Annotated in this window: 22 protein-coding genes; 16 read left to right on the forward strand and 6 right to left on the reverse strand. The window is 61.3% G+C overall.

Features of this window, described 5'->3' with window-relative positions; genetic code table 11:
* Positions 1-4 precede the first annotated feature (4 nt).
* Positions 5-241: a FeoA family protein gene (locus ACE3P0_RS09510; RefSeq protein ID WP_206253454.1), complete on the forward strand. Its 237-nt coding sequence runs from the start codon at positions 5-7 to the stop codon at positions 239-241.
* A 21-nt stretch (positions 242-262) separates the two neighbouring features.
* Here ACE3P0_RS09510 and ACE3P0_RS09515 read toward each other — a convergent pair whose 3' ends face one another.
* Positions 263-1,144, reverse strand: coding sequence for a Dyp-type peroxidase (locus tag ACE3P0_RS09515; RefSeq protein ID WP_374402211.1), 882 nt, complete (start codon positions 1,142-1,144; stop codon positions 263-265).
* 219 nt (positions 1,145-1,363) lie between these two features.
* On the opposite strand from ACE3P0_RS09515, the gene ACE3P0_RS09520 reads away from it, so the two are divergent.
* The 4 genes from ACE3P0_RS09520 (at position 1,364) to ACE3P0_RS09535 (ending at position 5,203) form a co-directional block, all read left to right on the forward strand.
* Positions 1,364-2,182 (forward strand): intradiol ring-cleavage dioxygenase, encoded by an 819-nt coding sequence (locus tag ACE3P0_RS09520; protein WP_374402213.1) that lies wholly within the window; start codon positions 1,364-1,366, stop codon positions 2,180-2,182.
* Between the two features lie 84 nt (positions 2,183-2,266).
* Positions 2,267-3,757: an AlkA N-terminal domain-containing protein gene (locus ACE3P0_RS09525; RefSeq protein WP_374402215.1), complete on the forward strand. Its 1,491-nt coding sequence runs from the start codon at positions 2,267-2,269 to the stop codon at positions 3,755-3,757.
* Positions 3,754-4,257 (forward strand): methylated-DNA--[protein]-cysteine S-methyltransferase, encoded by a 504-nt coding sequence (locus ACE3P0_RS09530; RefSeq protein ID WP_374402217.1) that lies wholly within the window; start codon positions 3,754-3,756, stop codon positions 4,255-4,257. Before ACE3P0_RS09525 ends, ACE3P0_RS09530 begins: the two co-directional genes overlap by 4 nt.
* Before the next feature lie 70 nt (positions 4,258-4,327).
* Complete coding sequence (locus ACE3P0_RS09535) at positions 4,328-5,203, forward strand: DMT family transporter (protein WP_374402219.1); 876 nt, start codon at positions 4,328-4,330, stop codon at positions 5,201-5,203.
* Between the two features lie 9 nt (positions 5,204-5,212).
* Here the strand turns inward: ACE3P0_RS09535 and ACE3P0_RS09540 are convergent, their stop codons facing one another.
* Positions 5,213-5,794: a TMEM175 family protein gene (locus ACE3P0_RS09540; RefSeq protein WP_374402221.1), complete on the reverse strand. Its 582-nt coding sequence runs from the start codon at positions 5,792-5,794 to the stop codon at positions 5,213-5,215.
* A 242-nt stretch (positions 5,795-6,036) separates the two neighbouring features.
* Between ACE3P0_RS09540 and pgm the strand changes: the two genes are divergently transcribed.
* Positions 6,037-7,677 carry a phosphoglucomutase (alpha-D-glucose-1,6-bisphosphate-dependent) gene (gene pgm / locus ACE3P0_RS09545; protein WP_374402224.1) on the forward strand — a complete coding sequence of 547 codons (1,641 nt, stop codon included), beginning with the start codon at positions 6,037-6,039 and terminating at the stop codon, positions 7,675-7,677.
* Positions 7,678-7,837: 160 nt separating this feature from the next.
* A complete protein-coding gene (locus tag ACE3P0_RS09550; RefSeq protein ID WP_374402226.1) occupies positions 7,838-9,058 on the forward strand; it encodes a hypothetical protein in 1,221 nt (406 codons plus the stop codon).
* A 188-nt stretch (positions 9,059-9,246) separates the two neighbouring features.
* Here the strand turns inward: ACE3P0_RS09550 and ACE3P0_RS09555 are convergent, their stop codons facing one another.
* Together ACE3P0_RS09555 and cls are read right to left on the reverse strand one after the other, a co-directional pair.
* A complete protein-coding gene (locus ACE3P0_RS09555) occupies positions 9,247-9,564 on the reverse strand; it encodes a hypothetical protein (RefSeq protein WP_374402228.1) in 318 nt (105 codons plus the stop codon).
* A 100-nt stretch (positions 9,565-9,664) separates the two neighbouring features.
* The gene (gene cls, locus ACE3P0_RS09560) at positions 9,665-11,122 is read right to left on the reverse strand and encodes a cardiolipin synthase (protein WP_374402230.1); all 1,458 of its coding nucleotides are present in this window, start codon (positions 11,120-11,122) and stop codon (positions 9,665-9,667) included.
* A 170-nt stretch (positions 11,123-11,292) separates the two neighbouring features.
* On the opposite strand from cls, the gene ACE3P0_RS09565 reads away from it, so the two are divergent.
* On the forward strand, positions 11,293-12,186 hold the full coding sequence (locus tag ACE3P0_RS09565) for a DUF6268 family outer membrane beta-barrel protein (protein WP_374402232.1): 894 nt from the start codon (positions 11,293-11,295) through the stop codon (positions 12,184-12,186).
* Between the two features lie 119 nt (positions 12,187-12,305).
* On the opposite strand, the gene aceB is transcribed toward ACE3P0_RS09565, so the two are convergent.
* Both aceB and ACE3P0_RS09575 read right to left on the reverse strand, forming a co-directional pair.
* The gene (gene aceB, locus ACE3P0_RS09570) at positions 12,306-13,904 is read right to left on the reverse strand and encodes a malate synthase A (RefSeq protein WP_374402234.1); all 1,599 of its coding nucleotides are present in this window, start codon (positions 13,902-13,904) and stop codon (positions 12,306-12,308) included.
* 31 nt (positions 13,905-13,935) lie between these two features.
* The gene (locus ACE3P0_RS09575) at positions 13,936-14,694 is read right to left on the reverse strand and encodes a haloacid dehalogenase type II (protein ID WP_374402236.1); all 759 of its coding nucleotides are present in this window, start codon (positions 14,692-14,694) and stop codon (positions 13,936-13,938) included.
* An 87-nt stretch (positions 14,695-14,781) separates the two neighbouring features.
* Here ACE3P0_RS09575 and ACE3P0_RS09580 point away from each other — a divergent pair, with 87 nt between their 5' ends.
* The 8 genes from ACE3P0_RS09580 to ACE3P0_RS09615 all read left to right on the forward strand — a co-directional run bounded on the left by ACE3P0_RS09580 (position 14,782) and on the right by ACE3P0_RS09615 (position 23,302).
* Positions 14,782-15,690, forward strand: a complete 909-nt coding sequence (locus tag ACE3P0_RS09580; RefSeq protein WP_374402238.1) for a LysR family transcriptional regulator — start codon at positions 14,782-14,784, stop codon at positions 15,688-15,690.
* A gap of 103 nt (positions 15,691-15,793) precedes the next feature.
* The gene (locus tag ACE3P0_RS09585; protein ID WP_374402240.1) at positions 15,794-16,300 is read left to right on the forward strand and encodes a GspH/FimT family pseudopilin; all 507 of its coding nucleotides are present in this window, start codon (positions 15,794-15,796) and stop codon (positions 16,298-16,300) included.
* A complete protein-coding gene (gene pilV / locus ACE3P0_RS09590; protein WP_374402242.1) occupies positions 16,297-16,890 on the forward strand; it encodes a type IV pilus modification protein PilV in 594 nt (197 codons plus the stop codon). The genes ACE3P0_RS09585 and pilV overlap by 4 nt, the downstream gene beginning before the upstream one ends.
* Complete coding sequence (locus tag ACE3P0_RS09595; protein ID WP_374402244.1) at positions 16,887-17,783, forward strand: PilW family protein; 897 nt, start codon at positions 16,887-16,889, stop codon at positions 17,781-17,783. Before pilV ends, ACE3P0_RS09595 begins: the two co-directional genes overlap by 4 nt.
* A complete protein-coding gene (locus ACE3P0_RS09600; protein ID WP_374402246.1) occupies positions 17,780-18,364 on the forward strand; it encodes a PilX N-terminal domain-containing pilus assembly protein in 585 nt (194 codons plus the stop codon). The genes ACE3P0_RS09595 and ACE3P0_RS09600 overlap by 4 nt, the downstream gene beginning before the upstream one ends.
* 17 nt (positions 18,365-18,381) lie before the next feature.
* Entirely contained in the window at positions 18,382-22,116 is a 3,735-nt protein-coding gene (locus ACE3P0_RS09605) for a pilus assembly protein (protein WP_374402248.1), read from the forward strand.
* The gene (locus ACE3P0_RS09610) at positions 22,116-22,544 is read left to right on the forward strand and encodes a type IV pilin protein (protein WP_374402321.1); all 429 of its coding nucleotides are present in this window, start codon (positions 22,116-22,118) and stop codon (positions 22,542-22,544) included. Before ACE3P0_RS09605 ends, ACE3P0_RS09610 begins: the two co-directional genes overlap by 1 nt.
* Positions 22,545-22,801: 257 nt before the next feature.
* On the forward strand, positions 22,802-23,302 hold the full coding sequence (locus ACE3P0_RS09615) for a hypothetical protein (protein ID WP_374402250.1): 501 nt from the start codon (positions 22,802-22,804) through the stop codon (positions 23,300-23,302).
* Positions 23,303-24,091: the final 789 nt, after the last annotated feature.

Here is a 24,091-nt window from a genome sequence, read left to right on the forward strand (position 1 = left end):
CGCGATGAGCCCCAACGAAATGCGTCTCGCCGACGCCACCCCTGGTGCGACCGTCCGTTTCCGCGGCTTCGATGCCACGCTCGACACCCTCTTGCAGGACCAGTTCCTCGCCTACGGCATCGCTGTCGGGCAGGCGCTCAGCGTGTTGCAGCAGCGCCCGCTGACGATCATCCAGTGCGATCACACCGAGCTTGCGGTCGAGTCGGTCGTCGCCCGCGCGATGGTGGTTGCGCCGGCCTGAGCCGGCGCATTTTTCGGTGCTTCAGACGCCCAGCTGGCGCAGGTCGGGCGCGCCAGCGCGCATCGGCGGGCACCAGAAGTAGGCCCCGGTGAGCGGCCGCGTGAAGCGGAACAGGCCGTCCACGATGCCGTCCTCGGCGCCGCTCATGCGCTTGAGCTGCGCTTCGAATGGGGCGAACGATGCACCGAAGGCAACGAACTGCAGCCCGGCGCGCTCGCCCTCGATCCACGCCATCGAGCGCCGCAGCACGAAGGCCTCGGGCGAGAAGTTTTCCTGCGCGGTGCGCTTCACATGCGCGCATTCGGAGGCATCGTCGAGTTCCTCATTCGACTCGCGTTCGCGACCGATCACTCTGTCCTGCATTGATTTGGGCATCGCATCGAAGCGCTTGAAGTCATGCAGCCACTGCTGCACCGCGACGAAGGACGAGCCCGCGAGCGTCGCCACATCTTCCGCCACGATTGCGGCGGCCGCGGCATCGTCGCCTTGCGGGTTTTCGGTGCCATCCTCGTAGCCGGTCAGGTCGCGTCCGCCGCGATGCAGGAACCCCTCCAGCGAATGCTCAAGCACGAAGGTGTCAGCGAGCAGCGCTTCGATCTGCCGCTCGCGTTGCATCAGCGCCGCACGGTCCTCGCCGCGCAGCCACAGCCACAGCGCCGCGGGCGTGTTCGGGAGCTCGACGGCAGCAGCGTCAAAGCTCGGGAATGTCGTCAGCCCTTCCACATGTCGCCCCAGCGCGCTGGCGAGGCTCGCACCGATACCCAGCACGGCCTGCTCGCCATCCACCTCCGCCGCTATACGGCGCAGCGCGCCACGCGCATCGGCGCCCTGCAGCAAGGAAAAAGTCAGGTAACGGGCTGCCGGGGGCAGTGGGGCGAGGATTCCGCTCTGGGGGCCACTCATGGGGCTATCTCCTGCATGGTTCGCAATAACTGATAGAGCACGAATGATCGCGCGTTGCCCGCGTGCGTGCCAACCGGTTTGCGGAGCGGATTTGAGTCACATCGCGAAACATCCACGCACGGGCGGGTCACGGCCGCGGTGGTGCTGGCCGCTTAGGCTCGGCCTTGCCGGCGCGTGATCAGCGCGTACGGCCAAAACCTATAAGGGGAGAGCGTGATCATGGATACCAAGAATTCGAGCGGGCCGAGCGCGGCACCGGAACGACGGCGCCTGCTCGGTGCAATCGGTTCGCTGTGGGCTGCCGTGGTGTGGGGCTGTGGGGGATCGGATTCCGCCACAACGGCAACCGGCACTGTCAGCACCGGCGGCACCGACACGACAAGTACGGGTAGCACGGTCAGCACGAGCGGTTCGACAGGCACTGGCAGCACGGCAGGCACGTGCGCTGTCATTCCACAGGAAACGCAGGGCCCGTATCCCTTGCTGGCGATCCTGAGCAACGCAGCGATGGTCCGGCAGGACATCACCGAAGGCAAGACGGGTGTTCCGCTGACCTTGCGGCTGAAGCTGGTGAACGTGAATGGCAGTTGCGCACCGATCGCGAATGCGGCCGTGTACGTGTGGCATTGCGACAAGGACGGCGTGTATTCCGGCTACAGCACGAACACCAACGGCAATACGCTGGGGCAGACTTTCCTGCGCGGCATCCAGGTCTCGGACGCCAACGGCGAAGTGACGTTCACGACGATCTATCCGGGCTGGTATGCCGGGCGGATCACGCATGTGCATTTCCAGATCTATCTGGCCGACAACCTGCAGGTCACAGCGACGGCCACCTCGCAGATCGCCTTTCCGCAGGCGGATACGACGGCCGTCTACAACTCCACGCTGTACGTCACGCGGGGCCAGAACACGTCCGTCACGAGTTTTGCCGCCGACAATGTCTTCAGCGACGGCACGACTTACCAGATGGCCGCACTGACCGGTGATGCCGCCAACGGCTACACCGCCACGCTGACCGTCGGCATCGCCGTCTGAACCCGCAACCGGCGCCGCTGGGCGCCGGAATATCAGGTCCGAAAACGGCGAGCAGGGGGCGCGAAGGGGCGGATAATCGACCCCATGAACCGCAGTGCCCAAGCCCCTCACGAACCCGCCGAACACGGTGCCCACTACGCCGCGCTCGTCGCCCGAGACAGCCGTTTCGACGGCCGCTTCTACGTCGGCGTGACGTCCACCGGCATCTACTGTCGCCCGGTCTGTCGGGTGCGCACGCCGAAGGCCGCCAATTGCCTGTTCTTCGCAAATCCGGCAGCGGCGGAGGCGGCCGGTTTTCGCCCGTGCCTGCGCTGCCGCCCGGAGCTCGCGCCGGGGCAGGCGGGCATCGATTCGGGCTCGCGCCTGGCGTGGGCGGCGGCGCAGCGGATTGAGGCCGGGCAAGTCGACGAGGCCGGGCTCGAAGGCCTCGCAGCCCGGCTCGGCATCACCGATCGCCATTTGCGACGGATCTTTGCCGACACGTTCGGCGTGACGCCGGTGGCCTATGTGCAGACGCAGCGTTTGCTGATGGCCAAGCGCTTGCTGGCCGACACCGCTTTGCCTGTGACTGAGGTGGCGCTTGCCGCCGGCTTCGGCAGCCTGCGCCGCTTCAATACGCTGTTTCAGAGCCACTACGGGCTCACGCCATCTGACTTGCGGCGTGTGAGTGCGGCGCCGGGTCCCGGCGAAGGGCTGCGCTTCGAACTGGCCTTCCGCCCGCCTTTCGACTGGATTCGCCTGCTTGCCTTTCTCGCCGGCCGCTGCGTGGCCGGCGTGGAGGAAGTGGCGGGCGACAGCTATCGTCGCAGCGTGCGCATCGAACAGGGCGGCACGACTCACCTTGGCTGGTTGTCGCTGGCGCTGGCGGACGGGCGCGATGCCGTGGCCGTGACGGTGTCACCCAGTCTGGTGCGGGTGCTCCCGGCGGTGCTGGCCGGCGTGCGCCGCGTTTGCGACCTGGCATGCGAACCCGATGCCGTGGCGCGCGTGCTCGGGCCGCTGGCGGCCGATGCGCCGGGTTTGCGGGTACCGGGTTCGTTCGACGGATTCGAGATGTCGGTGCGGGCGGTGCTCGGCCAGCAGGTCACCGTGAAAGCGGCACACACGATCGCTGGCCGGTTTGTTGCGGCCTTCGGCGATGAGCTTGACACACCGTTTGCGGCGATCCGCCGCGTGTTCCCGACGCCGCGGCGGATCGCCGAGGCGAGCGTGGAGGAAATCGCCTCGCTCGGCATCGTGCGCCAGCGCAGCAATGCGATTCTGGCGCTGGCGAACGAAATCGCGGCGGGCCGCCTCGATCTCGGGCCGGCTGCCGACGTGGCGGCCACGCTGGCACAACTCGAAGCCTTGCCCGGTATCGGCCGCTGGACGGCGCAGTACATCGCACTGCGGGCACTCGCCTGGCCCGACGCATGGCCCAGCGGCGATGTGGCGCTGATCAAGTCGCTCGGTGCCGCGACGGCCCGCGAGGCGGATTCGATGGCGGAGGCCTGGCGGCCGTGGCGCGGTTACGCGACCTTGCATCTTTGGCGGCGCTTGTCCGAGCCGGCGCCGGCGGAAGGAGGAAAGACATGAGCATGATCTGGATGCAGCACGACACGCCGATCGGGGCGATGATCCTGGCGGGTGATACGGCTGGCCTCGCCGGCGCGTGGCTCGTCGGGCAAGCGCATTTCGATGGCATCCGGCCCGACTGGCGAGAGGACGTACATGCCAGCTTGCTGCGCGACACCGCCGCGCAACTCGATGAATGGTTTGCCGGCACACGCCGGGAGTTCGACTTGCCATTGGCGCCGCGTGGCACGCCGTTCCAGCATGCCGTGTGGCACGAGATCGCCCGTGTCGGTTATGGTGAAACCCGCGACTACGGCAGTGTTGCGAAAGCGCTCGGCAAGCCTTCTGCGGCACGCGCGGTGGGGGCGGCGACCGGTCGCAATCCGCTGACCATCATCGTGCCCTGCCATCGCCTGGTCGGGCGTAGTGGTGCGCTGACCGGCTATGCCGGCGGTTTATCGCGCAAGCAGGCCTTGCTTGCTTTCGAGTCGCAGGGCAGGCCGATCTCGATCGCCGCCTGAGTCACGTTTCGTTGAATCATCACAACCCGACATCGGGCGCTCACGAGGCGACCCGGGAAAGCGCTTCCCCGTGAAACCCCAACACTTGCTTGAACTGATTCTGCTTGCCGCGCTGTGGGGCGGCTCTTTTCTCTTCATGCGCTACGCGGCGCCGGCCTTCGGCGCGGTGGCGCTGATCTGGCTGCGGGTCGCGATCGCATCGCTATGCCTTGCACCCTTGCTGCTGTTGCGTGGCCAGGGCGCGGTGCTGCGTGAGCACGCCGGCGCGATTGCCGTGATGGGCGTGTTCAACTCCGCGCTGCCCTTCGTGCTGATCGCATGGGCGACACTGTCGATCACGGCCGGGCTGGCATCCATCCTGAACGCCACGGTGCCGATCTTCGCTGCGCTGATCGGCGCCGTGTGGCTGGGCGACAAGCTCGGCCCCTCACGTGCGCTGGGACTTGCCGTGGGCTTCGGCGGCGTGTTGATGCTGGCCGCCGATAAGGCGGACTTCAAGCCGGGTGGTTCGGGGTGGGCGATCGTCGCGATGCTGGTGGCGACCTTCTCGTATGGCTTTGCCGCCAACCTCACGAAGCGGCGGCTTGCCGGCGTGCCGGCACTGGTGAACGCGGCCGGCTCGCAGATCATTTCGGCGATCGTGCTGGCGCCGCTGGCTTACTGGTTCTGGCCGGCGCAAATCCCTGGCGGCATGGCCTGGCTTGCGGTGCTGGTGCTCGGCGTTGGCTGCACGGCACTGGCCTATCTGCTGTTCTTCCGCTTGGTTACGCATGTCGGCGCGTCGCGCACGGTGACCGTCACCTTCCTGATCCCGCTCTTCGGTGTGCTGTGGGGCAGCGTGTTTCTCGGCGAGGCGCTCAAGGCCGGCATGCTTGCAGGTGGTGCCGTCGTGGTGCTGGGCACTGCGCTGGCGACCGGTGTCGTGAAACTGCCCGCGCGGCGCTGAAGCCGAGCCTCAATCGTCAGTGTGCAGGTGTTTTTCGATGCGGGGGTCGGGCACCAGCCAGATCAGCGCCACGGCAACATAGAGCGCCTGCGCCAGCCATTCCGCAAAGAACGCGAGCGGGATCGCGAGTGCATAGATGAGCACCGACAGCACGCCCTTGCGGTCCTTGCCGATCGCGCGGGCGAGCAGTGAATCCGGCCCTTCTTCTGCGATCAGACAATGCGCGAGGATCCAGTACGCAATGCCCGCCATCATCAGCACGACCCCGTAGAGGGCACTCGGCAGCGGCGCGAAGTGGTTCTCGCCCATCCAGCCGGTGACAAAAGGCAGCAGCGACAGCCAGAACAACAGGTGCAGGTTGGCCCACAAGGCCCCGCCGGACACATGCCTGACGGCGTGCAGCATGTGGTGATGGTTGTTCCAGTAAATGCCGATGTAGATGAAGCTCAGCACATAGCTGAGAAAGGCCGGCAGTAGTGGTTGCAGTGCGTCGAGCCGCTCGCCGTGCGGCACCTTGAGTTCCAGCACCATGATCGTGAGGATGATGGCGAGCACACCATCGCTGAAGGCTTCGAGTCGGTTCTTGCCCATGCTGTGCCCGCAATCCGGTGGAGGGAAGCGGCAGTTTTACGGCCACGCGCCGGACTGTCCAGTGCGCGATGCAGCATACGCAAGCAAGTTGGGCCGGAACTGGGGGGACGAGAAAGCCAATCGGCCCCGGTGCTTGATGCCGCTTGCTGTTTGCGGCTGCGCTTGTTCGATCAGGTCAAGACGCCGTGAGCCGATCTGCGGCAAACTCTCAAAGTTTTCTCCGCATTTCCGAGGATAAGAACATGGCACACCCCCTGGCAGGCCAACCGGCGCCGAAAGACGTTCTGACTGACATCCCCGCGTTGCTCGCCGCCTATACCGCGATCACGCCGAACGTGAACAACCCGACGCAGCGTGTCGCCTTCGGCACCAGTGGCCACCGCGGCAACGCCTTCGCCGGCAGTTTCAACGAAGCGCACATCCTGGCGATCACGCAGGCGGTGTGCGAATACCGCGCGCAGGCTGGCATCACCGGCCCGCTGTATCTGGGCAAGGACACCCATGCGCTGTCCGGCCCGGCGCAGATCAGCGCACTCGAAGTGCTGGCCGCCAACGGTGTCGAAACCCGCATCCAGGCGGACGACGGCTACACGCCGACGCCGGTGATCTCGCGTGCGATCCTGGTCTATAACCGCGACAACGCTGGCCCGCGTGCCGACGGCATCGTCATCACGCCGTCGCACAATCCGCCGGTCGATGGCGGCATCAAGTACAACCCGCCGCATGGCGGCCCCGCGGACACCGACATCACCGGCTGGGTCGAGGCGCGCGCGAATGCGCTGATGGCCGAGGGCAACAAGGGCGTCAAGCGCGTGCCTTACGCCGAGGCGCTGGCCGCTTCGACGACGAAGGCCGAAGACTTCGTGATGCCCTACGTGAAGGATCTGGGCGCGGTGATCGACTTCGACGCGATTCGCAAGGCGAACCTGAAGATCGGCGTGCACCCGCTGGGCGGCGCTGCCGTTGCGTACTGGAAGCCGATCGCCGACACCTACGGCCTGAACATCGAGATCGTGAACCCGGCGGTCGATCCGGCCTTCTCGTTCATGACGCTGGACCACGACGGCAAGATCCGCATGGACTGCTCCAGCCCCTACGCGATGGCGAGCCTCGTCGCGCTGAAGGACAAGTTCGACATAGCCTGGGGCAACGACGCCGACGTCGACCGCCACGGTATCGTCACGCCGTCCGTGGGCCTGATGAATCCGAACCACTACCTCGCGGTTGCGATCAACTACCTGCTGACGCACCGCCCGCAGTGGCCGGCGAGCGCCGCGGTCGGCAAGACGCTGGTGTCGAGCGCGCTGATCGATCGCGTGATGGATGGTCTTGGCCGCAAGTTCCTCGAAGTGCCGGTCGGCTTCAAGTGGTTCTCCGGGGGCCTGCTCGAGGGCAGCTTCTGCTTCGGCGGTGAGGAGAGCGCTGGCGCATCTTTCCTGCGCCGCGATGGCAGCGTGTGGACCACCGACAAGGACGGCCTGATCCTCGGCCTGCTGGCGGCGGAAATCACCGCCGTCACCGGCAAGGACCCGGGCGTGCATTACCAGGAGATGGCCGCCAAGTACGGCGCGCCCTTCTACACCCGCATCGACGCCGCCGCCACGCCGGCGCAGAAGGCGGCCTTCAAGGGCCTCACCGGCGAACGCGTGACGGCAGCGACGCTGGCTGGCGACGCGATCACCGCCAAGCTGACCAAGGCGCCGGGCAACGGCGCGTCGATCGGCGGCCTGAAAGTCACCACCGCCAACGGCTGGTTCGCCGCGCGCCCCTCGGGCACCGAAGACATCTACAAGGTGTATGCGGAGAGCTTTGTCAGCGCCGAGCATCTGCAGCAGATCGTCAAGGAAGCGCAGCAGATCGTCAGCGACGCGCTGGCGAACTGAATGCGGCGGTGCATCGAGAACCCGGCCTCGGCCGGGTTTTTTATTGGCTGCGTGACGTCGGCATCAGGTGTCGAGATGTGGAATGGCTCAGCATGCGGCGGGTTGTTGCATTGGTCATTGACAAGAAGTCGGGCAATTGGCGCGAACGGAGCGAAGCAGGATGCGGATCAGCGAGTACGAACTGAATCAGGCGGGCGGTTGGCAGTGTCTTTCTGCATTGGTGCAGTGGGAGTCGGTTGATCGCGCGCCGCAGCGGATTGAGTTCCGAGTGCCCAGCAACGGCTTGCCGATGCGGCTTCATGCTGCGCCCTTTGTGTTGGCCGCGGCGGTTCCTGCGATGGCGGCAGGTGAAACGCGGATCGCGAGCACGTTGCCGCTCGATCCTGTTCTGGTTGAAGGTATCCCGTCAGCGCTGGCGATCATCAAGCACTGGTGCCGGGACATGTCCGCCACGTGGTCCTTGCCGACACTCGAATGCGCGGTTGAGGCCTGTGTTGCTGCGCCCCGCCGTGCTACGGCGAGTTTCTTTTCCGGTGGCGTTGACGCGACCTTCACGCTACTGCGTAACCACAGTTTGCTGCCCACCGGTGCGGCCGAGCGCATCCAGTACGCGCTGACGGTATTTGGATTGGACCTTGGTTACCGTTCGGATCGGAACGATCGTCCAGCATATGACCAATTTGTGGCGTCAGCTAAACCCTGGCTTGATTCGCTGGGCGTCCGGCTTGTGCCGGTGGAGACCAATCTACGCCAACTCGATCCTCGACCCGGTTTCTGGGGGCGAGCGTTTAATGGATTTGCGCTGTCTGCGCTCGCCCAGTTGTTCCCGGATGCGCTGGAGCAAGTGCATATTGGGACGAGCGGAGAGCGACTGGGCGAGTCAGTTCAGTTTCCCTGGGGGTCGCATCCAGTATTGCACCCTTACCTGAGCTCGTCGGCAGTGCAGGGCCGCTCTCCGTATGTAGAGTTCTCTCGTTTGCAGCGATTGGCGTGGATTGCAAAAGATGCGCGCGCGCGTGCCCAGCTTCGGGTGTGTTTTGCTTCGCGGGGAGGGGCACTCAATTGTGGCGTCTGCGAGAAGTGTGTCAGAACGCGCCTGGGGTTATTGTTGTGTGGTGCTGATTCTCAACTCGGGTTTGCCGGCCCGCCGCTAAGTGCTGCGATGATCAGCGCGGTGTCGATTACCAGTAACCTGGGGCAGGCTGAACACGAAGAGCTACGCGATGCACTGCGTAATCACGGCGACGTTGAACTTTCGGCCGCGGAAGACGACCTTATCCATCGCTGGCTGACTTACGAGCGCTGGCGCCAGAATCGAGGCTTCAAAGGGTGGCTTCGACGCAAGCGCACTGCGTTTCTGCAGCGCATTGCAACGCGTTAATGTGACCGTGGGGCCGAGTCAGCGCTCGTTGCGTCCTATCACCACTGTCGTAGCACTCCGTTGCTCTACGCATGGTGACGCTTGGGATGTGCCCCATCGGATCATCGGGGGGGGGGGGCGACGTTTGATCGTGCTACAGCGAGGCCAGCACCGTCGTCGATACGACAGACGTTGAAGTGCGCCGGCGATCAATACGAAATTGCCCAACCGGCCGTATCGACCCGTACATGCGGGCGCCCGACCGCTTTCAGGGTATTTTCGGCAAAGCGCTGAGCCCATTCGTTGGGCCGCGCGAAGCGGGTTTCGCCGCCGTACTTGGCGACGTTGAGGATCTGGTCGACGATCAGCAGCTTGCCCATCGGATTGCTTGGGGTGCATTCGAGTTCGACAAATTCGCGATCGAACCACTGGCGCGGTGCACGGTTATCCAGCGCGTCGAGCGTGTCGTCGTTGACGGTGAATTCGTAGTCGCGACCGTCGCCAAAGCTCACGATCAGGGTGTTCATGGCGGAAGCCTTTCAGTGTGCAGTCTTGCCATTTTGCTACTGGTCAGCGCGCAGTGATGGCGCCTTTGTCAGGGCTTGGACACTCATGTGTGCGAGCGGCCTACAGTAGCGGGCTCGCAAGATGCGCCGCATGTTCGGCGAGTCGCGCACGGGTGCTGCGGCGCGCCCAGCTGTGTGGATCCACCGGGCGGGCTTCACGCTCGTAGCGCGCCTGAAGTGCGCGCAGTGCAGCGGTGAACTGCGGGTCGTAGACGACCAGGGTTACCTCGAAGTTCAGCCGGAAGCTGCGGATGTCCAGGTTGGTGGTGCCGAACAATGCGAGGCTGCCGTCGACGGTGACGCTCTTCGTGTGGAGCAGCCCGCCGTGGAATTGCAGGATGCGGACACCCGCAGCCAGCAGCGGCTCAAAGAACCAGCGGCTGGCGTGGCGTACAAGGATCGAATCAATCCGGGCCGGCACGATCACGGTTACACGCACGCCACGCAGAGCGGCCGCTTCCAGCGCGAGGAACAGCGGTTCGTCGGGCACAAAGTAGGGCGTCGTCAACACGATCTCTTCGCGCGCGCCGTAAAGCGTGGCGAGGAAAAGCCGTTGCGCGCCTTCGCCTTCGAAACCGGGGCCGGAGGGCAGTACCTGGACTTCGGCGCCATCTTCGAACTGTGTGCCGACTGCGTTGGCCAGCCCGGGCGCCACCTTGGCGATGGCGTCGCCGGTTTCGATGCACCAATCCCACAGCACGATGCCGGCAAGCATCTCGACGGCTGGCCCCTCGATCCGCGCCATCGCATCGATCCATTCCCCAACCCCTGCGTCCTGCTTGAAACAGCGCGGATCGACCAGGTTGAGGCTGCCGGTCCAGCCGATGACGCCATCGATCACGATGATTTTGCGATGCAGGCGCAGGTCGAAGCGGACAAAGGCGGCCCGCAGCAGGCCGACCGAGAGCGTCTCGACGACGCTGATGCCCGCGTTACGCAGGTGCGCGGGCCATGGGCTGCGAAAGAAGGCGGCGCTGCCCACCGCATCGAGCAACACCCGGCAGCTCACGCCCCGCGCGGCGGCGTCGATCAGCGCGTCGGCCACGCGATCTGCATCGCCGCCAGGGTTCCAGATATAGAACTCCATCAGCACGGTGTGTTGCGCGGTGCGGATATCGTCGGCGATCGCGAGCAGGATTGCGGATGAGTCGCTGCGCAAGTCGAGACGATTTCCGATCGTCGAGGGGAGCCCCGCGGCGCCCTGCGCGGTGCGCCGGATGCTGAACCAGCGGTCATCGCGATCGTGCTGATTCAGCATCGCAGGCGGGAGCTGGCGCACCCAGTCTTGAAGCAGAGGTACCAGGGCGCGCGCATGGCTGCCGCGCCGCCGGCCCAATTGGCGCTCGCCCATCAATAGATAGAGTACGGCGCCGAAGTAGGGCACCCCGACGATCAGCAGCAACCAGGCGAGGGTGGTCGACGGCGGATGTCGCTGCATCAGCGCGCGCACCGCGAAGGCGGCGGTAATAGCGATGTGAGCGGCGGCGGCGAGGCTCCCGAGGTGGTCGCTGAGGGTCATCGGCAAGTGATGTCCGGCTGCAGGGCAGGTGCCAAGCATAGCCGAGGTGTGGGGCGGCGAGTCGGCGTACAGAACCGCGTTACGTGGTAACACGATAGGGCGTACCGCGATGCTATGCTCCCGCGCCGTGTGATCTGTCGATCACGTTTCATCTTCGGAGTCTGCCTGTCATGCAATTGCGTTCCTTTGCTGTATGCGCCGTCCTGGCCCTGGTTGCATCGCCTGTTGGTGCCGCACCGGCGTCGATGAACTTCACCGCTGCGTGGACCAACGTATTCGAGACGGATCTCGGGCAAGGGGGTACGGTCGCTCTGTCTGGCTTGACGGTCACGGGCGGCGCGAGCTGGGGGCTGTCGCAGACCTCTTCGCTGGGGCTGCAGGCGCGCGTGGACGTGGACAACTGGCAGTTCGACAAGCCGGCCGGATTTGGCGGGCTGACGCCGTGGCAGGCTACCAACCGTTTCTCTCTGAGCCTGCCGTATGCGACACGGCTTGAGAACGGGTGGAACATCGCGCTGACGCCCAGCATCGAGAGCAATGGTGAGGAGGGCGCTTCGTCGTCCAAAACCTTGGCCTACGGTTTTACCGGGATGGTCATGAAGGGGTTTGCGCCGGACAAGGTCATCGGCTTGGGTCTTGCGGCGTTCCGCAACATCGAGGACACGCGCTTCTTCCCGTTTTTTGTCGTGGACTGGAAGCTGGCCGAGAATTGGCGTTTGTCCAACCCGCAGCAAGTGAGCCCCTCGGGTCCTGCCGGGCTGATGCTGTCCTATCAGTTGTCGCCGCAGTGGGAACTGGGCGCCGGTGCAGCCTACCGGTCCTATCGTTTCAGGCTCGCAACTGACAATGCGGTGGCGCGCGACGGCATTGGCGAAGCCAACTACATGCCGGTCTTCGCACAGGCGACCTATCGGGGCCAAGGTGGCTGGCGTTTCGATGTGTACGGCGGCGCGATGGCCGGCGGTCGGCTGAAAGTCATGGATCGCAGCGGTGACAACGATATCGCGAAGGACGACGTTAAGACCGCTCCCGCGATGGCTGCGTCGATCACCACCCGCTTTTGACTCTTGCTCTGTCGTGTTTTGTGGCGCCTCGCGCGCCATAGCGCAAACGGCGCAAGTCGGGGCCCCGTCTTGCGCCGTTTGTTCATGCCTCACGAAAAGCGCCGCTCTGCGGCGTTCGCTCACGCCATTTCTTCGTACAGCGGCAAGGTCAGGAACTCGGTGAAGTCGATCCGGGTACTCATGTCCTCGAAGATCTGCGCCGCGCGCTCGTAGGTCGATGTGTTTTCGCCTTGTGCACTGACTGCCTTGCAGACCTTGCCCAACTCGTCCGCGGTCAAGCTGCGCACCAGTTCGGCCGTGACCTTACGGCCATCTTCCAGCACGCCCTTCGGCGAGCGAATCCACTGCCAGACTTGTGAGCGGGAGATCTCGGCCGTGGCGGCGTCTTCCATCAGATTGTGGATCGGCACACAGCCGTTGCCGGCAAGCCAGCTGCCCAGATAGTGGATGCCGACGTTGATGTTGTTGCGCAGGCCGGCCTCGGTGATCGGTGCTTCCGGCTGGAAGTTGAGCAGATCGCCTGCGGCCACGCTCACATCGTTGCGCTTCTTGTCGATCTGGTTCGGCTTGTCGCCCAGCACCGCCTTGAATTCGGCCATCGCCGCCTCGACCAGCCCCGGGTGCGCAACCCAGCCGCCGTCGTAGCCGTCGGTCGCATCCCGCCTCTTGTCGTTGATGATGCCCTGCATCGCGATGGCGTTCTTCTCCGGATCGTTCTTGATCGGAATCAGCGCTGACATGCCGCCGATGGCCGGCGCATTGCGCTGGTGGCAGGTCTTGAGCAGCAGCAGGGCATAAGCGCGCATGAACGGTGTTGTCATCGTGATCTTGCTGCGATCAGCGAGGCAGAAGTTCTTGTCGACCTTGAACTTCTTGATGCACGAGAAGATGTAGTCCCAACGGCCAGCGTTGAGGCCGGCGGAGTGCTCGCGCAGTTCGTACAGAATTTCGTCCATCTCGAACGATGCGAGGATCGTTTCGATCAGCACCGTTGCCTTGATCGTGCCGCGAGGGATGCCGATTTCGTCCTGAGCGAGGCAGAAGATGTCATTCCACAGCCGCGCCTCAAGATGAGATTCCATCTTTGGCAGGTAGAAGTACGGGCCAGCACCGCGCGCAAGCTGTTCTTTCGCGTTGTGAAACAGGAACAGACCGAAGTCGAAGATGCCGCCTGATACGCGCTGGCCGTCCACCAACACGTGCTTCTCGTCCAGGTGCCAGCCGCGCGGGCGCACCACCAGCGTCGCGACCTTATCCTTCAGCGCATAGCGCTTGCCGTTGGCATCAAAATCGATCTGGCGACGGATTGCGTCGTAGAGATTGATCTGGCCCTGGATCTGGTTTTCCCAGACCGGCGAGTTCGAATCCTCGAAGTCCGTCATGTAGCTGTCGGCGCCTGAGTTCAACGCATTGATGATCATCTTGCGCTCGACCGGGCCAGTGATCTCGACGCGACGGCGCTCGAGGGCCTTCGGAATCGGCACGATCGTCCAGTTGCCCTCGCGGATGTGCTGCGTTTCGGGCAGGAAGTCAGGGCGCTCGCCTTCGTCCAGTCGTTTGGTCCGCTCCACACGTGCAGCGAGCAGCGCTTGGCGTCGGCTTTCAAAGCTGCGGTGCAGTTTGGCGACAAACGCGAGTGCCTCCGGCGTAAGGATCGCCTCGAATGCGGGCGTCACCGGCGCATTGATCTGCATGCCTGCGGGTAGTTGAAGGGCCATGTTCGTCTCCTTTGTTTTCTGAATCTGATGTTCATTGCCGGCCAGCGCTGGCGCTGGCGACGAATTCGATCAATTCGGTCAGCGAGCGCCCCTCGGCGCTCGGCGCGATGTCGAGGTGTTCACGAGGCAGCCCTGCGCGGTTGCACCAGAAGGTGCCGAACCCGTACCAGCCCGCCCCGGCTGCGTCCCAGCCGTTCGATGAGACGAAGAGGATTTCTCGCGCGGCGCGCTTCAATGCCTGAGGGCCCAGCGCATAGGCGGTGGGCGAAGTCTTGTACGCGCCAACCGCATCCACCGACAGAACGGTGTCCAGCAACGGGGCCAGACCGGCACTCTTGATCGCGATGTCGAGCATCTGCGGTGTGCCGTTCGACAGAATGCCCAGTGTCAGTCCCGCGTCCCGCAGGGCTTTCAGCGTGGGCTTCACATCAGGGAAGGTGGCCAGGCACGCGTACTGGTTCATCACTCGCTCGCACTGCGAGGGCGTCAAACCGAGCGCGAGTCGCTCATTCGCGAAGTCCAGCGCGTTGCGGGTCACTTCCCAGAACGGCTTGTAACGACCGGCCAGCGTCCGCAGTTGCGTGTACTCGATCTGCTTCTGGCGCCAGAGCATCGACAGCTCAGCGCCGCGTCCCGGCGCCAACTGCTCGGCCAGTGCCGCGACGGAATGAACGTCGAACAGCGTGCCGTAAGCATCGAACAGAATCGCCGAGTACCGCATCTTTCCCCCCCGGAAAAAGCAGCCGCCGCCTCCCGTCCCCCCGGCGAGAGGCGGCGCTGCGCAGGTCAATGCGCAAGCTGCGACGGCAGTCTATTCGCGTTCAAACGTGTTTAGAATCGCCGCTTAAGTCAATTTATCTTTGTTGTCTGATCAAAAATGGATAAGTTCAAAGAGATTTCAGCGTTCGTTCGTTCGGCCCAACGCGGCAGCCTGAGTGCAGCAGCGGAAGCCGAGGGAGTAACGCCAGCAGTGATCAGCCGCCGTCTTGACGCGCTGGAGGCCCGCTTGGGTGTCAAACTGCTCGTTCGCACGACCCGCAGGCTCGCATTAACGTTTGAAGGTGCGGCATTCTTTGAAGATGGAATGAGATTGCTTGACGACCTCGCGAACGCTGAAGCCATGGTTAGCTTGGGGGGCGTTAAGGCGAGTGGACACATTCGACTCAGCGCTCCCGCTGGGTTTGGGCGTCGCCATGTCGCTCCATTGGCTCGAGAGTTCCTGGATGACAACCCGGACGTATCGATCAGTCTTGACTTGTCTGATCGGATCGTGGACTTGACGAATGAAGGAATCGATGTCGCCATTCGGCTTGGCGAATTACGTGACTCCAGTCTTGTCTCGATCCGACTGGGCGAGAATAGGCGAGTTGTTGTCGCGAGCCCAGACTACCTAAAAAGACGTGGCACACCATTGGCGCCCGACGATCTTGTCACGCACAACTGTTTGGCACTTTCGCAGCAGAAAGGGTGGGTGTTCTGCGATGGGGACGACAACCTCGGCGTTCGCGTTCTGCGCGTTACTGGTAGCTTTGAGTGTAATGACGGTGCCGTGTTGCGTGATTGGGCGCTTGCGGGGGCTGGTCTTGCGTGGCGATCCACGTGGGAGGTCGGCGAGGACCTTCGGGCTGGGCGGCTTGTCTCCGTTCTCGACGATTTCGCTGCTCCACCGATCGGAATTCACGCGGTGTTCCCCCAGCGGCGGCAGGTTGCGCTGAGAGTGCGGCTATTAATTGACCGTTTCAAACACCACTTCGGGCAGCCGGGCTATTGGTTGCCAGCGCAGTAAAGCAGCTTGTCCGCTTGTCCGATGGTCTTGCCCGTTCGTCGTTAAGGTCCTTCGCTCGGCGGCGGACACTGACTACAGTGCAAACGTGTAAAAGGAGGTTCTGGTGGGTCAAAAGGGATTTACCGCCATCGAATTGCTGTTCGTCGTCGCGATCACGGGCATCTTGCTTGCAATCGCGGTGCCATCGTTTTCGGATCTGATTGCTCGTCAGCGTATCGCGGGTGCTGCCAGCGATCTGTCTTCCGACCTAATGTTGGCACGCATGGAGGCCTCGCGACGTGGCGGACGCGTAAGCGTCTGCGCCAGTACCGATGGCGCGACCTGCGGTGCGGCGTCGGCGTGGTCAACTGGGTGGCTCGTGTTTGTTGATACCGACGGTGACGGTGCGCATGCCGTGGCGGAACCAATCATCAAGGCGAGAGCAGTCGAGACCTCCTCTCTGCAGATCAGTGAGGCTGCAGCAAGTGCGTCGGTCTCGTTTCAAGGCACTGGTCGTTTGAACGCGGCGCGTACTTGGACCGTCTGCGTTGCGGGGCAAACCGGGCGTGTGCTTAATGCACGCCTTACCGGCGCCGTCACAGGATATCGAACAGCGGCGGTGTGTCCATGACGAAGGCAATGATTCATTCATCTCGCGGTCAGAGCGGTGTGAGCTTGGTCGAGGTCTTGGTGGCCATGGTGATCGTGGCCGTCGGACTGCTTGGCGTATCGGGAATGTTCTTGCTCAGCACCAGAGGTGCAACCGATGCTGCAGCACGATCAGTTGCCGCGCAAGCCGCGTACGAGATTACGGACAAGATTCGCGGCAACCGGCAGGCTCTCGCCACTTACCTTACGCCAACCTGGGGTGCGTCGACTGTAATTCCTACTGCAGCGGCGCCTGCCGTCGATTGCTTTACGGTCGTTTGCACGCGCCCACAACAGGCTTTGTTCGACATGATTGTTTGGGCGCGCTCACTTACCAATGCTTCGTTGGGGGGTATCGTTCAGGCGCGTGCGTCGCGTTTGCCCCAGGCCCAGGCACTGATCTGCCAGGATTTAACACCGGATGACGGAACACCCGCCGCACCGGCTTGCACTGCGGGCGCGACTGATCCGCTTGTGGTTAAAGTCTGGTGGTCGGAGCGTGCAATGAATGCAACTGAGGGGGCGGGGGCTGCGAGCCTCCAACGGCGTTACGTGCTGAGTTTCGTGCCATGACCACAATTTTCCGTACTTCACCTTGCGTGCCACAGGCTGGCGTTTCGCTGATTGAACTGATGGTGTCGATGGTCATCGGAATGTTGGTTGTGTTGGCGGCGACCCAGCTTTTCAGCGGCAATATAAACGCATCTCGTGCCACGCAATCAATCGTCCAGATTCAAGATGGCGCACGGATCGGGTTTGATACGCTTACTCGTCACGTTCGCATGGCGGGCTATCATCCCGTTGCATCGCTAACCAATTTCAATAGTGGCAACGTTGCGTGTGCAAATCAGGTTGTTCAGGCGATCTGTGGTATCAATGACCAAGGGGCGCCCACGCCGAATCTTTCAGACGAAGTACGTGTACGTTTTTGGGGTACCGATGGAACTGTCGTTGGCACCGCAGACAGCGCGACTGTTGACTGTGAAGGATTGGTGGTTTCGTCGACTCAAATTGTCGAAGAGCGATTCCATATCGTTAATCTGCCGACGAATCCTGGAGATGCGACCACCAATACCCCAACGCTTGTGTGTGACGTTGTGCGAGGCGCTGGCAATATCGCGCTTGGGGGGCCCGTTGCCGCTCAGGTGCCATTGGTCTATGGCGTAGACACCATGCAAGTTCTGTACGGGGAAGATTCTGACGGCAACGGCAACCCCGACATTTGGCGCAACGCGACAGCAGCCAATATGGCGAACGTCGTAGGTGTTCAGATTGCAATGGTTTTGCGTGGAGAGGGCCGAAACAATCCGTCAATGCCCTACACGTACCGATTGTTTGGGGAGACCTACGGTGGTGCGGCGGTTGGTGATCCGGGTGCAAACTTTCTGGATCCGAACGATCAGCGCGCTCGCCGCGTTGTCTCATTTTCGGTGAATCTGCGCAATCGGGTCAGGACGCAACCATGAAACGTACCAGTATCCTTCGCCAGAAGGGGGCGACTCTGATTGTCAGCTTGCTCCTTCTATTGATCGTTACGATCATGGGGCTAGCGACAATGCGATCTTCAACGATGGAAGAGCGCATGGCCCGCTATACAAGGGAGCAGGCCGTAGCATTTCAAGCCGCAGAAGCGGCGCTGCTCGATGCGGAAATTGATCTCTCTCCTTCCGGTACTCGTGTTCCGCCGGTTCAGGGAATCGCCGGATTTGCGGCGGATTGCAATGCGGGCACGCCCGCGTGGGCGGGTTTGTGTCTCCAGGCGGCTGCAGGCTTGCCTACTTGGCTCGCGCGGATGGATGTCGCAGGTGCAACGGTGAACTACGGCACCTTCAGCGGAAGTCCTGCGCTTTCCATGGTAGCCGGCAGTGCGTCGTCTGTAGCCCGCCAGCCTCGCTACATCGTTGAGGGCATTAACACCCCAATTCCTGGAATTGACTCAATTGCGGTTGGCAAGACCAAGCCGAGGTACCGTGTGACTGCGGTGGGTTTCGGCCCGCGCGCTGACGTTCAGGTTTGGCTTCAGGCAACTTATCGGCCAGGCTACTAGCCATCTGGAGATATCTTATGACTCAAACCACTCCATTCCGCAGAGCCTTCTGCGGCGTATTGGCTGGGACGTTTCTGTTTGCGCCCGTTCATGCATCCGCTGCAGCGTTGAACTTGTCACAAACCCCGATGTTTCTGCAGTCTCCGCAGAAGCCTAACCTAATTGTCACGCTGGATGACTCGGGGAGTATGACGTGGGCGTACGTTCCGGATTCGTTCGGCTCAGACATGAAGACGGATACCGGCCCGGGTACTTATAGTCCAAAGCGGATCTTTAGCTCCGACTATAACGCAATGTATTACAACCCAGCGACAACCTACGCGCCGCCGCTAAAAGCTGATAACAGTGAGTATTCGACCTCGTTCACGGCGGCTTGGAAGAACGGCTTTGATACGTCGCAAGGGGCGATTAACCTGAAGTCGGCTTACCGCCCGACGAAGGACTTTAATCCCAATGGCAGTAGTCAGAGTTATGCCAATCATCCAAATGATTTGGCTGCAATTGGGGCGACGTCAAGACAATCGAATGCCAAGGCTTATTACTACACGCTTGATACGACGAACGCGTCGTGCGTTTCGCCTTATACAGCAGATGCCTGTTATGACCTGCATTTAGTGGAAAATGATTCGGCTGACTTGCAGCAGAATTTTGCAAACTGGTATTCGTTTTATCGAATCCGCAACCTTGCTGTCGTCTCCGCTGCGACGCGTGCTTTCTCGAAGGTCGATCCGGAAATGCGAATTGCGTGGCAGTCGCTGAATAGCTGCAATTCGTTCAATGATTCATGTAAAGGGTGGTCGGGAATAGCTTACAGGAACAAGATTCGTCGGTTTGAGTCGAATAAGACGGATTTCTATAGCTGGCTATCCCGGCTCCCTGCGGCCAATAGCACGCCGTTGAGATCAGCAATGCAGCGAGCGGGGAAGTACGTCATGAACTCGGGCTTGGGGATTGGCGACGTTTACGCCTATGACCCCAATGTTGCGGGCAAGGAGTTCCCCAAGTACACATGTCGTGCGTCGTACGCGATCTTGATGACGGATGGCATGTGGAACAGCGATACCCCAAGTGCGTGCAGCGGACTTTCTGGGTGCTCGAGCGACAATATTGATGGCACGAGCTATAGCCTTCCCGATGGTGTGGTCTATACGCCAGTGGCGCCCTATATTGATGGTACTGCGACGCCCAACACTCTGGCGGATCTGACGTTCGGCTATTGGTCGCGTGATCTGCGACCCGACCTCGGCAACAATGTCCCGAAGCGGCACTCGGATCCAGCCAAAGTGGCTCCGGATACGACATGGTCCGCCACGGACTATTGGGATGCTCAGAAGGACCCCGCGAATTGGCAGCACTTGACGACCTACGCGATCGGTCTTGGATTGGCCAAGGGGCTGCCGCTTGCTACGCCGTCATTAACATGGGATTCGAGAGTTGGGACATTTGGTGGTAGCTATCCGGCGATTAAGAGCGGTGCAACAAAATGGCCGGTCGTTACTGCGACCACTGATAACGAAGCGAAGATCGCCGATCTTTGGCATGCGGCGATAAACGGGCGAGGCAGATTTTACGCAGCTGAGTCCCCTGCTGACGTTATAAATGCGTTCACAGATATTTTTAATGATATCAGTACGGGGATTGCGGCCGCTGGGGCTGCCGCGTCGAGTTCGCAGTCATACTCGGCAGGGTCTGCAACTTATATTAGCGTTTATCACCCTGCCTCTTCCCCGAAGGCGAGCGATGCATCACTCCGGCCGTGGGTAGCAACCCTGGCAACGGGCGATGCGCAAAAATGGTGGGGAGATCTGGAAAAATTTCCGTTTGAAATGGCGACGAGCGATAGTCTGGTTTCGATAGGCGCCCGACCGGTTTGGTCTGCTGCCGCGCAATTCGCGCATGACGCTAGCGTCGTTGCATCGCCGGCAAAGTATGTGGATGCGCGTACGATCCTTAGCTACAACCCATCCAATGCGATTGGGGCGAGAGCCGTATCGTTCAGGTGGGGGAACTTGTCGGCCTCGCAGCAATCCTTGATCACGGGCGCAGCTTCTGTTCGGACAGGCCAGGATCGACTGAATTGGTTGCGTGGAGACGCGACGCATGAGGGGGCGTACGATCCTGTTACGACCAAGGGTGGGCTGCGTGCGAGGCCAGTAACTAAGCTCGGTGATATCGTCTATTCGTCGCCGGTATACGTTGGCGCTCCGAGCGATAACATCGGCGAGGCGAGCTATGCCGCGTTCCGTTCGGCGCAGTATTCTCGTGCCAAGATGATTTATGTCGGTGGAAATGACGGCATGCTCCACGGCTTTCGTGATGAAGACGGCGTTGAGACGTTGGCCTACGTTCCATCTGCGGTATACGAGAATCTTCGAATGCTGACGGAGAATTCGGCGCCGCATCACGCATTTGTGGATGGCCATTTGAAGGTTGGCGATGCAGAGTTCAGTGATGGTTGGCATTCAGTTTTGATAGGTGGACTCCGCGCGGGGGGGAAGGGCTACTTTGCATTGGACGTCACGAACCCCAGTTTCTCTGAGGGGGCGCCGAGGTCAACAGTGCTGTGGGAGTTCACGGCCGCGGATGATGCCGGGAACAACCTAGGTTATTCGTATGGACGGCCAGTCATTGCAAAGCTGCAGAACGGGAAGTGGGCGGCGATCTTTGGAAATGGCTATAACAGCACGAGCGGGAAAGCTGGTCTGTATATTGCGTACATAGAGGAAGGAAAGGCTGGTTGGTCGTCTGGTTCGAACTTCAAATTTGTCGATACAGGGGCTCCTGTTGGAGCCTCTCCCAATGGTTTGTCGACACCGACCGTCGTCGACTTGGATGGGGATGGAAAGGTTGATGCTGCCTATGCTGGTGATCTCTATGGAAACGTCTGGAAGTTCGATCTGACGTCGTTCTCAATGGGGTCAAGCCCGGCTACGAAAAAGATATTCTCCGCGGTTGATGCTGGCGGCCACGCGCAGCCAATTACAGTTGGACCTGAAGCAATGCTCCACCCGAAGGGCGGCGTGTTGGTGTTGGTCGGAACCGGTAAGGCGATTGAGGATACCGATGTTGCCGATCTCAGTGTGCAGTCGTTCTATGGCATTTGGGATTCCGCTTCTCCTACTCCTGTGACCCGCGCGAAGATGCTTCAGCATGTATTTGAACCGAGTGTAATGCGAAGCACTGTAAACGGGACAACCGGTGCTGTTTATGATTACGAGCTCCGCACTGTTGACACGGCGACCCCGAGTTGGTGGGATCCGGTAACGAACCCTACCGGGCAGCTTGGTTGGTACGTTGACTTGATGGAAGCAAAACCACCCGCGACGGCCCTGACGGCATATGGCGAGCGTGTAATTGAGGATCCACAGATTGACGGAGGGCGGATCATGTTCGTCTCTGCAACGCCGACAAATGATCCGTGCAACGGCGGCGGCGAGGGTTGGATCAATGTGATGGATGCAGTCACTGGCGCGCGCTTGGTCGTGCCGCCGTTCGATCTGAATCACGATGGGCAGTTTGGCGATCCGGATAGAATCGATCCGGGCAAGTCGCCGACAAGCAAGAGGGTTTCTCCGGTTGGAGGGTTGCCGACGTTCCTGGGGCCGCCGCCGCCTTGTGTCGGGCCAGCTTGCGCGGCGTCAACACAGAGGTGCGCTCTGGAGATCAAGCGGAGTGACGGAACCGTAGAAATGGTTCCAACCTCGTGTTCGGCGTCGACTGGGCGCTTGAACTGGCGTGACCTCTCGCGATGATGGGGGCTTTGAAATTGAGATCGATATCGGAGGGGTTTACTCTAGTTGAGCTGCTGATAGTCGTTGCAGTGATTGCATTGCTTACAGCAATCGCGGTTCCTTCGTATAGCAGCTACATAGAACGCGGGCGGCGGGCGGAGGGCCGGGCGGCGCTTGAGCAGGCCGCTCAAATGTTGGAGCGGCTCTACACACGCACCAACAGCTATTCGGTCACGCTAGCGGATGCTGGGATTCCTGCAACCTCGAGTAGTGGGCGCTACACGATCTCAGTCGCAGCGATGGCCGCTGATGTGATTGCAACATCGTATGTAATCACTGCCACGCCTAGCGGTTGGACGGATCCGCACTGTGGAAGCTTGACGTTGAACAGTGTTGGACAACGCGGCCGAACGGGTACTTCGCCGGTAACAGAGTGTTGGCAACGATAGACGAAAATCCGGACCTGATTCTTGGCCCGTTTTCACGGGCCATTTTTCTTTCGCTGACACTTCATTTGACGGTAGCGTGTGTTGTCGAATGGCTAGGTCTGCACCGGACTGATCGGGCAGGTGTTCGTAGTGAGTTAGAATACCCTACCCTGCGGGTCGCCCTTCTAAAGAGACGTGCGGATGCCGATCCCGAGCGGCCTCTTCGCACGGAGCTTGTTACCGGGCCGAGTCAGACGCAATTGCCGGTGAGACCTCGCGTGGCAACCCACTTTCCTCGACTTGCACTCAAAGAGCTTCCCTCGTTTGCTGAGCCGGGGGCCGTCAAATCGCTGTCTGACCAGGATCTCAAAATTGCATCTACCTACACAGCGGGCGAGATGACTCCCGAAGGGACTTTTGGGTACAACGTGAGGGAGGCGGCATTCGATGAGCTGAATGGACGGTCGCTGCACCTTCCGAATGGAGGGGAATGGTTCGAGTCGCTGACGCTGTCCCGTCGTCCCTACGCAATCGTGGATCTTGATCTGTCGCACAGGGAGTTCCCGGCGCGGTCACGGCAGGTCGAGTTCTTGGTGGTCGTAATGATCGGCAAAGACGGTCGTGTGGTTGACGTCCAGAGTTTCGGGGAAGACTTGGAGTACGAGATGCCGGTCGTCGACGAACTTTCAAAGGTGCTGTTCTCACCCGGAGAAATCAATGGCGCGGCCGTTAATTCTATGCTGCTACTTTCCTTTTCCTTTGACGCCCGGGCGAACTAAGGCCTGTTCCGGATACTAGACATGTCTGCACGCCCATGAACTCTTCGTAATGTCATGGATTGACAACTGCTAAACGGCGCGCAGTGAGGACAAATCGCGTGTCTTCCTCCCGGAGGGCCGACGCAGTGGTGATGAATCGCCTCGCCTTCCCTAGACAGTTTCTTATTCTTGAAGTGCTGCCGCTTGACCTCGACGGGAGACCAGCGCTCGAAGTGACTATGCCTCCGTTTAGGGCTGTAGAACAGTTCTATGTGATCGAAGACATATCGCCGTACCTCGTCACGGGTGGTGTAAGTCGAATGACTCAACGGCAGTAGCTGGGCTGAATGGCTTAACGAGAATTACATAGAGTCCCTCGCCGAGCCCCGACAAGTCATCACCGCTCGGTGCAACGACTATAAGTAGGTGAGTCTGCGCAGTTCATTTTACGACATCCCGCTCGCCGTCTTTGCCGGGGAACACAGCCGCAACGCAAGCGCTTCTGGGACAAATGTCACCCCAGCAGCCATTTCACCTATCAAGCTAGCCTAGAACCTTTCTCCAAACCGCTGGTACAGAAAGCGGGAGCAGGTCGGACCGTGACCGCCTGATTTGAAACAGATAGGTTCCGCGAAAACAAGGGCGATTCATACATCAACAAGCATAAAACTGTCTACGGTAGTCGGGGCGATTCAGGCGTTGTCGATCAACGGGTTCAGAAACCCCTGGCTGGAGAGGAAACTGATGTAGGCCACCGCGCCCTAACCGAAGGTCAGCAGGAACAGGAGGCTCGTGACGACCAGCGACAGT

This window comes from Niveibacterium sp. (assembly GCF_041909475.1).
Classification (GTDB): Bacteria; Pseudomonadota; Gammaproteobacteria; order Burkholderiales; family Rhodocyclaceae; genus Niveibacterium.

Excerpts from the sequence above, each read along its gene's own strand:
- ACE3P0_RS09550 (WP_374402226.1), top strand. The coding sequence starts at position 7,838 with ATGCGGATCAGCGAGTACGAACTGAATCAGGCGGGCGGTTGGCAGTGT.
- ACE3P0_RS09510 (WP_206253454.1), top strand. The coding sequence starts at position 5 with ATGAGCCCCAACGAAATGCGTCTCGCCGACGCCACCCCTGGTGCGACC.
- aceB (WP_374402234.1), bottom strand. The coding sequence starts at position 13,904 with ATGGCCCTTCAACTACCCGCAGGCATGCAGATCAATGCGCCGGTGACG.
- ACE3P0_RS09595 (WP_374402244.1), top strand. The coding sequence starts at position 16,887 with ATGACCACAATTTTCCGTACTTCACCTTGCGTGCCACAGGCTGGCGTT.
- ACE3P0_RS09540 (WP_374402221.1), bottom strand. The coding sequence starts at position 5,794 with ATGGGCAAGAACCGACTCGAAGCCTTCAGCGATGGTGTGCTCGCCATC.
- cls (WP_374402230.1), bottom strand. The coding sequence starts at position 11,122 with ATGACCCTCAGCGACCACCTCGGGAGCCTCGCCGCCGCCGCTCACATC.
- ACE3P0_RS09520 (WP_374402213.1), top strand. The coding sequence starts at position 1,364 with ATGGATACCAAGAATTCGAGCGGGCCGAGCGCGGCACCGGAACGACGG.
- ACE3P0_RS09525 (WP_374402215.1), top strand. The coding sequence starts at position 2,267 with ATGAACCGCAGTGCCCAAGCCCCTCACGAACCCGCCGAACACGGTGCC.
- ACE3P0_RS09515 (WP_374402211.1), bottom strand. The coding sequence starts at position 1,144 with ATGAGTGGCCCCCAGAGCGGAATCCTCGCCCCACTGCCCCCGGCAGCC.
- ACE3P0_RS09610 (WP_374402321.1), top strand. The coding sequence starts at position 22,116 with ATGGGGGCTTTGAAATTGAGATCGATATCGGAGGGGTTTACTCTAGTT.
- pilV (WP_374402242.1), top strand. The coding sequence starts at position 16,297 with ATGACGAAGGCAATGATTCATTCATCTCGCGGTCAGAGCGGTGTGAGC.
- ACE3P0_RS09565 (WP_374402232.1), top strand. The coding sequence starts at position 11,293 with ATGCAATTGCGTTCCTTTGCTGTATGCGCCGTCCTGGCCCTGGTTGCA.
- ACE3P0_RS09600 (WP_374402246.1), top strand. The coding sequence starts at position 17,780 with ATGAAACGTACCAGTATCCTTCGCCAGAAGGGGGCGACTCTGATTGTC.
- ACE3P0_RS09580 (WP_374402238.1), top strand. The coding sequence starts at position 14,782 with ATGGATAAGTTCAAAGAGATTTCAGCGTTCGTTCGTTCGGCCCAACGC.
- ACE3P0_RS09555 (WP_374402228.1), bottom strand. The coding sequence starts at position 9,564 with ATGAACACCCTGATCGTGAGCTTTGGCGACGGTCGCGACTACGAATTC.
- pgm (WP_374402224.1), top strand. The coding sequence starts at position 6,037 with ATGGCACACCCCCTGGCAGGCCAACCGGCGCCGAAAGACGTTCTGACT.
- ACE3P0_RS09530 (WP_374402217.1), top strand. The coding sequence starts at position 3,754 with ATGAGCATGATCTGGATGCAGCACGACACGCCGATCGGGGCGATGATC.
- ACE3P0_RS09605 (WP_374402248.1), top strand. The coding sequence starts at position 18,382 with ATGACTCAAACCACTCCATTCCGCAGAGCCTTCTGCGGCGTATTGGCT.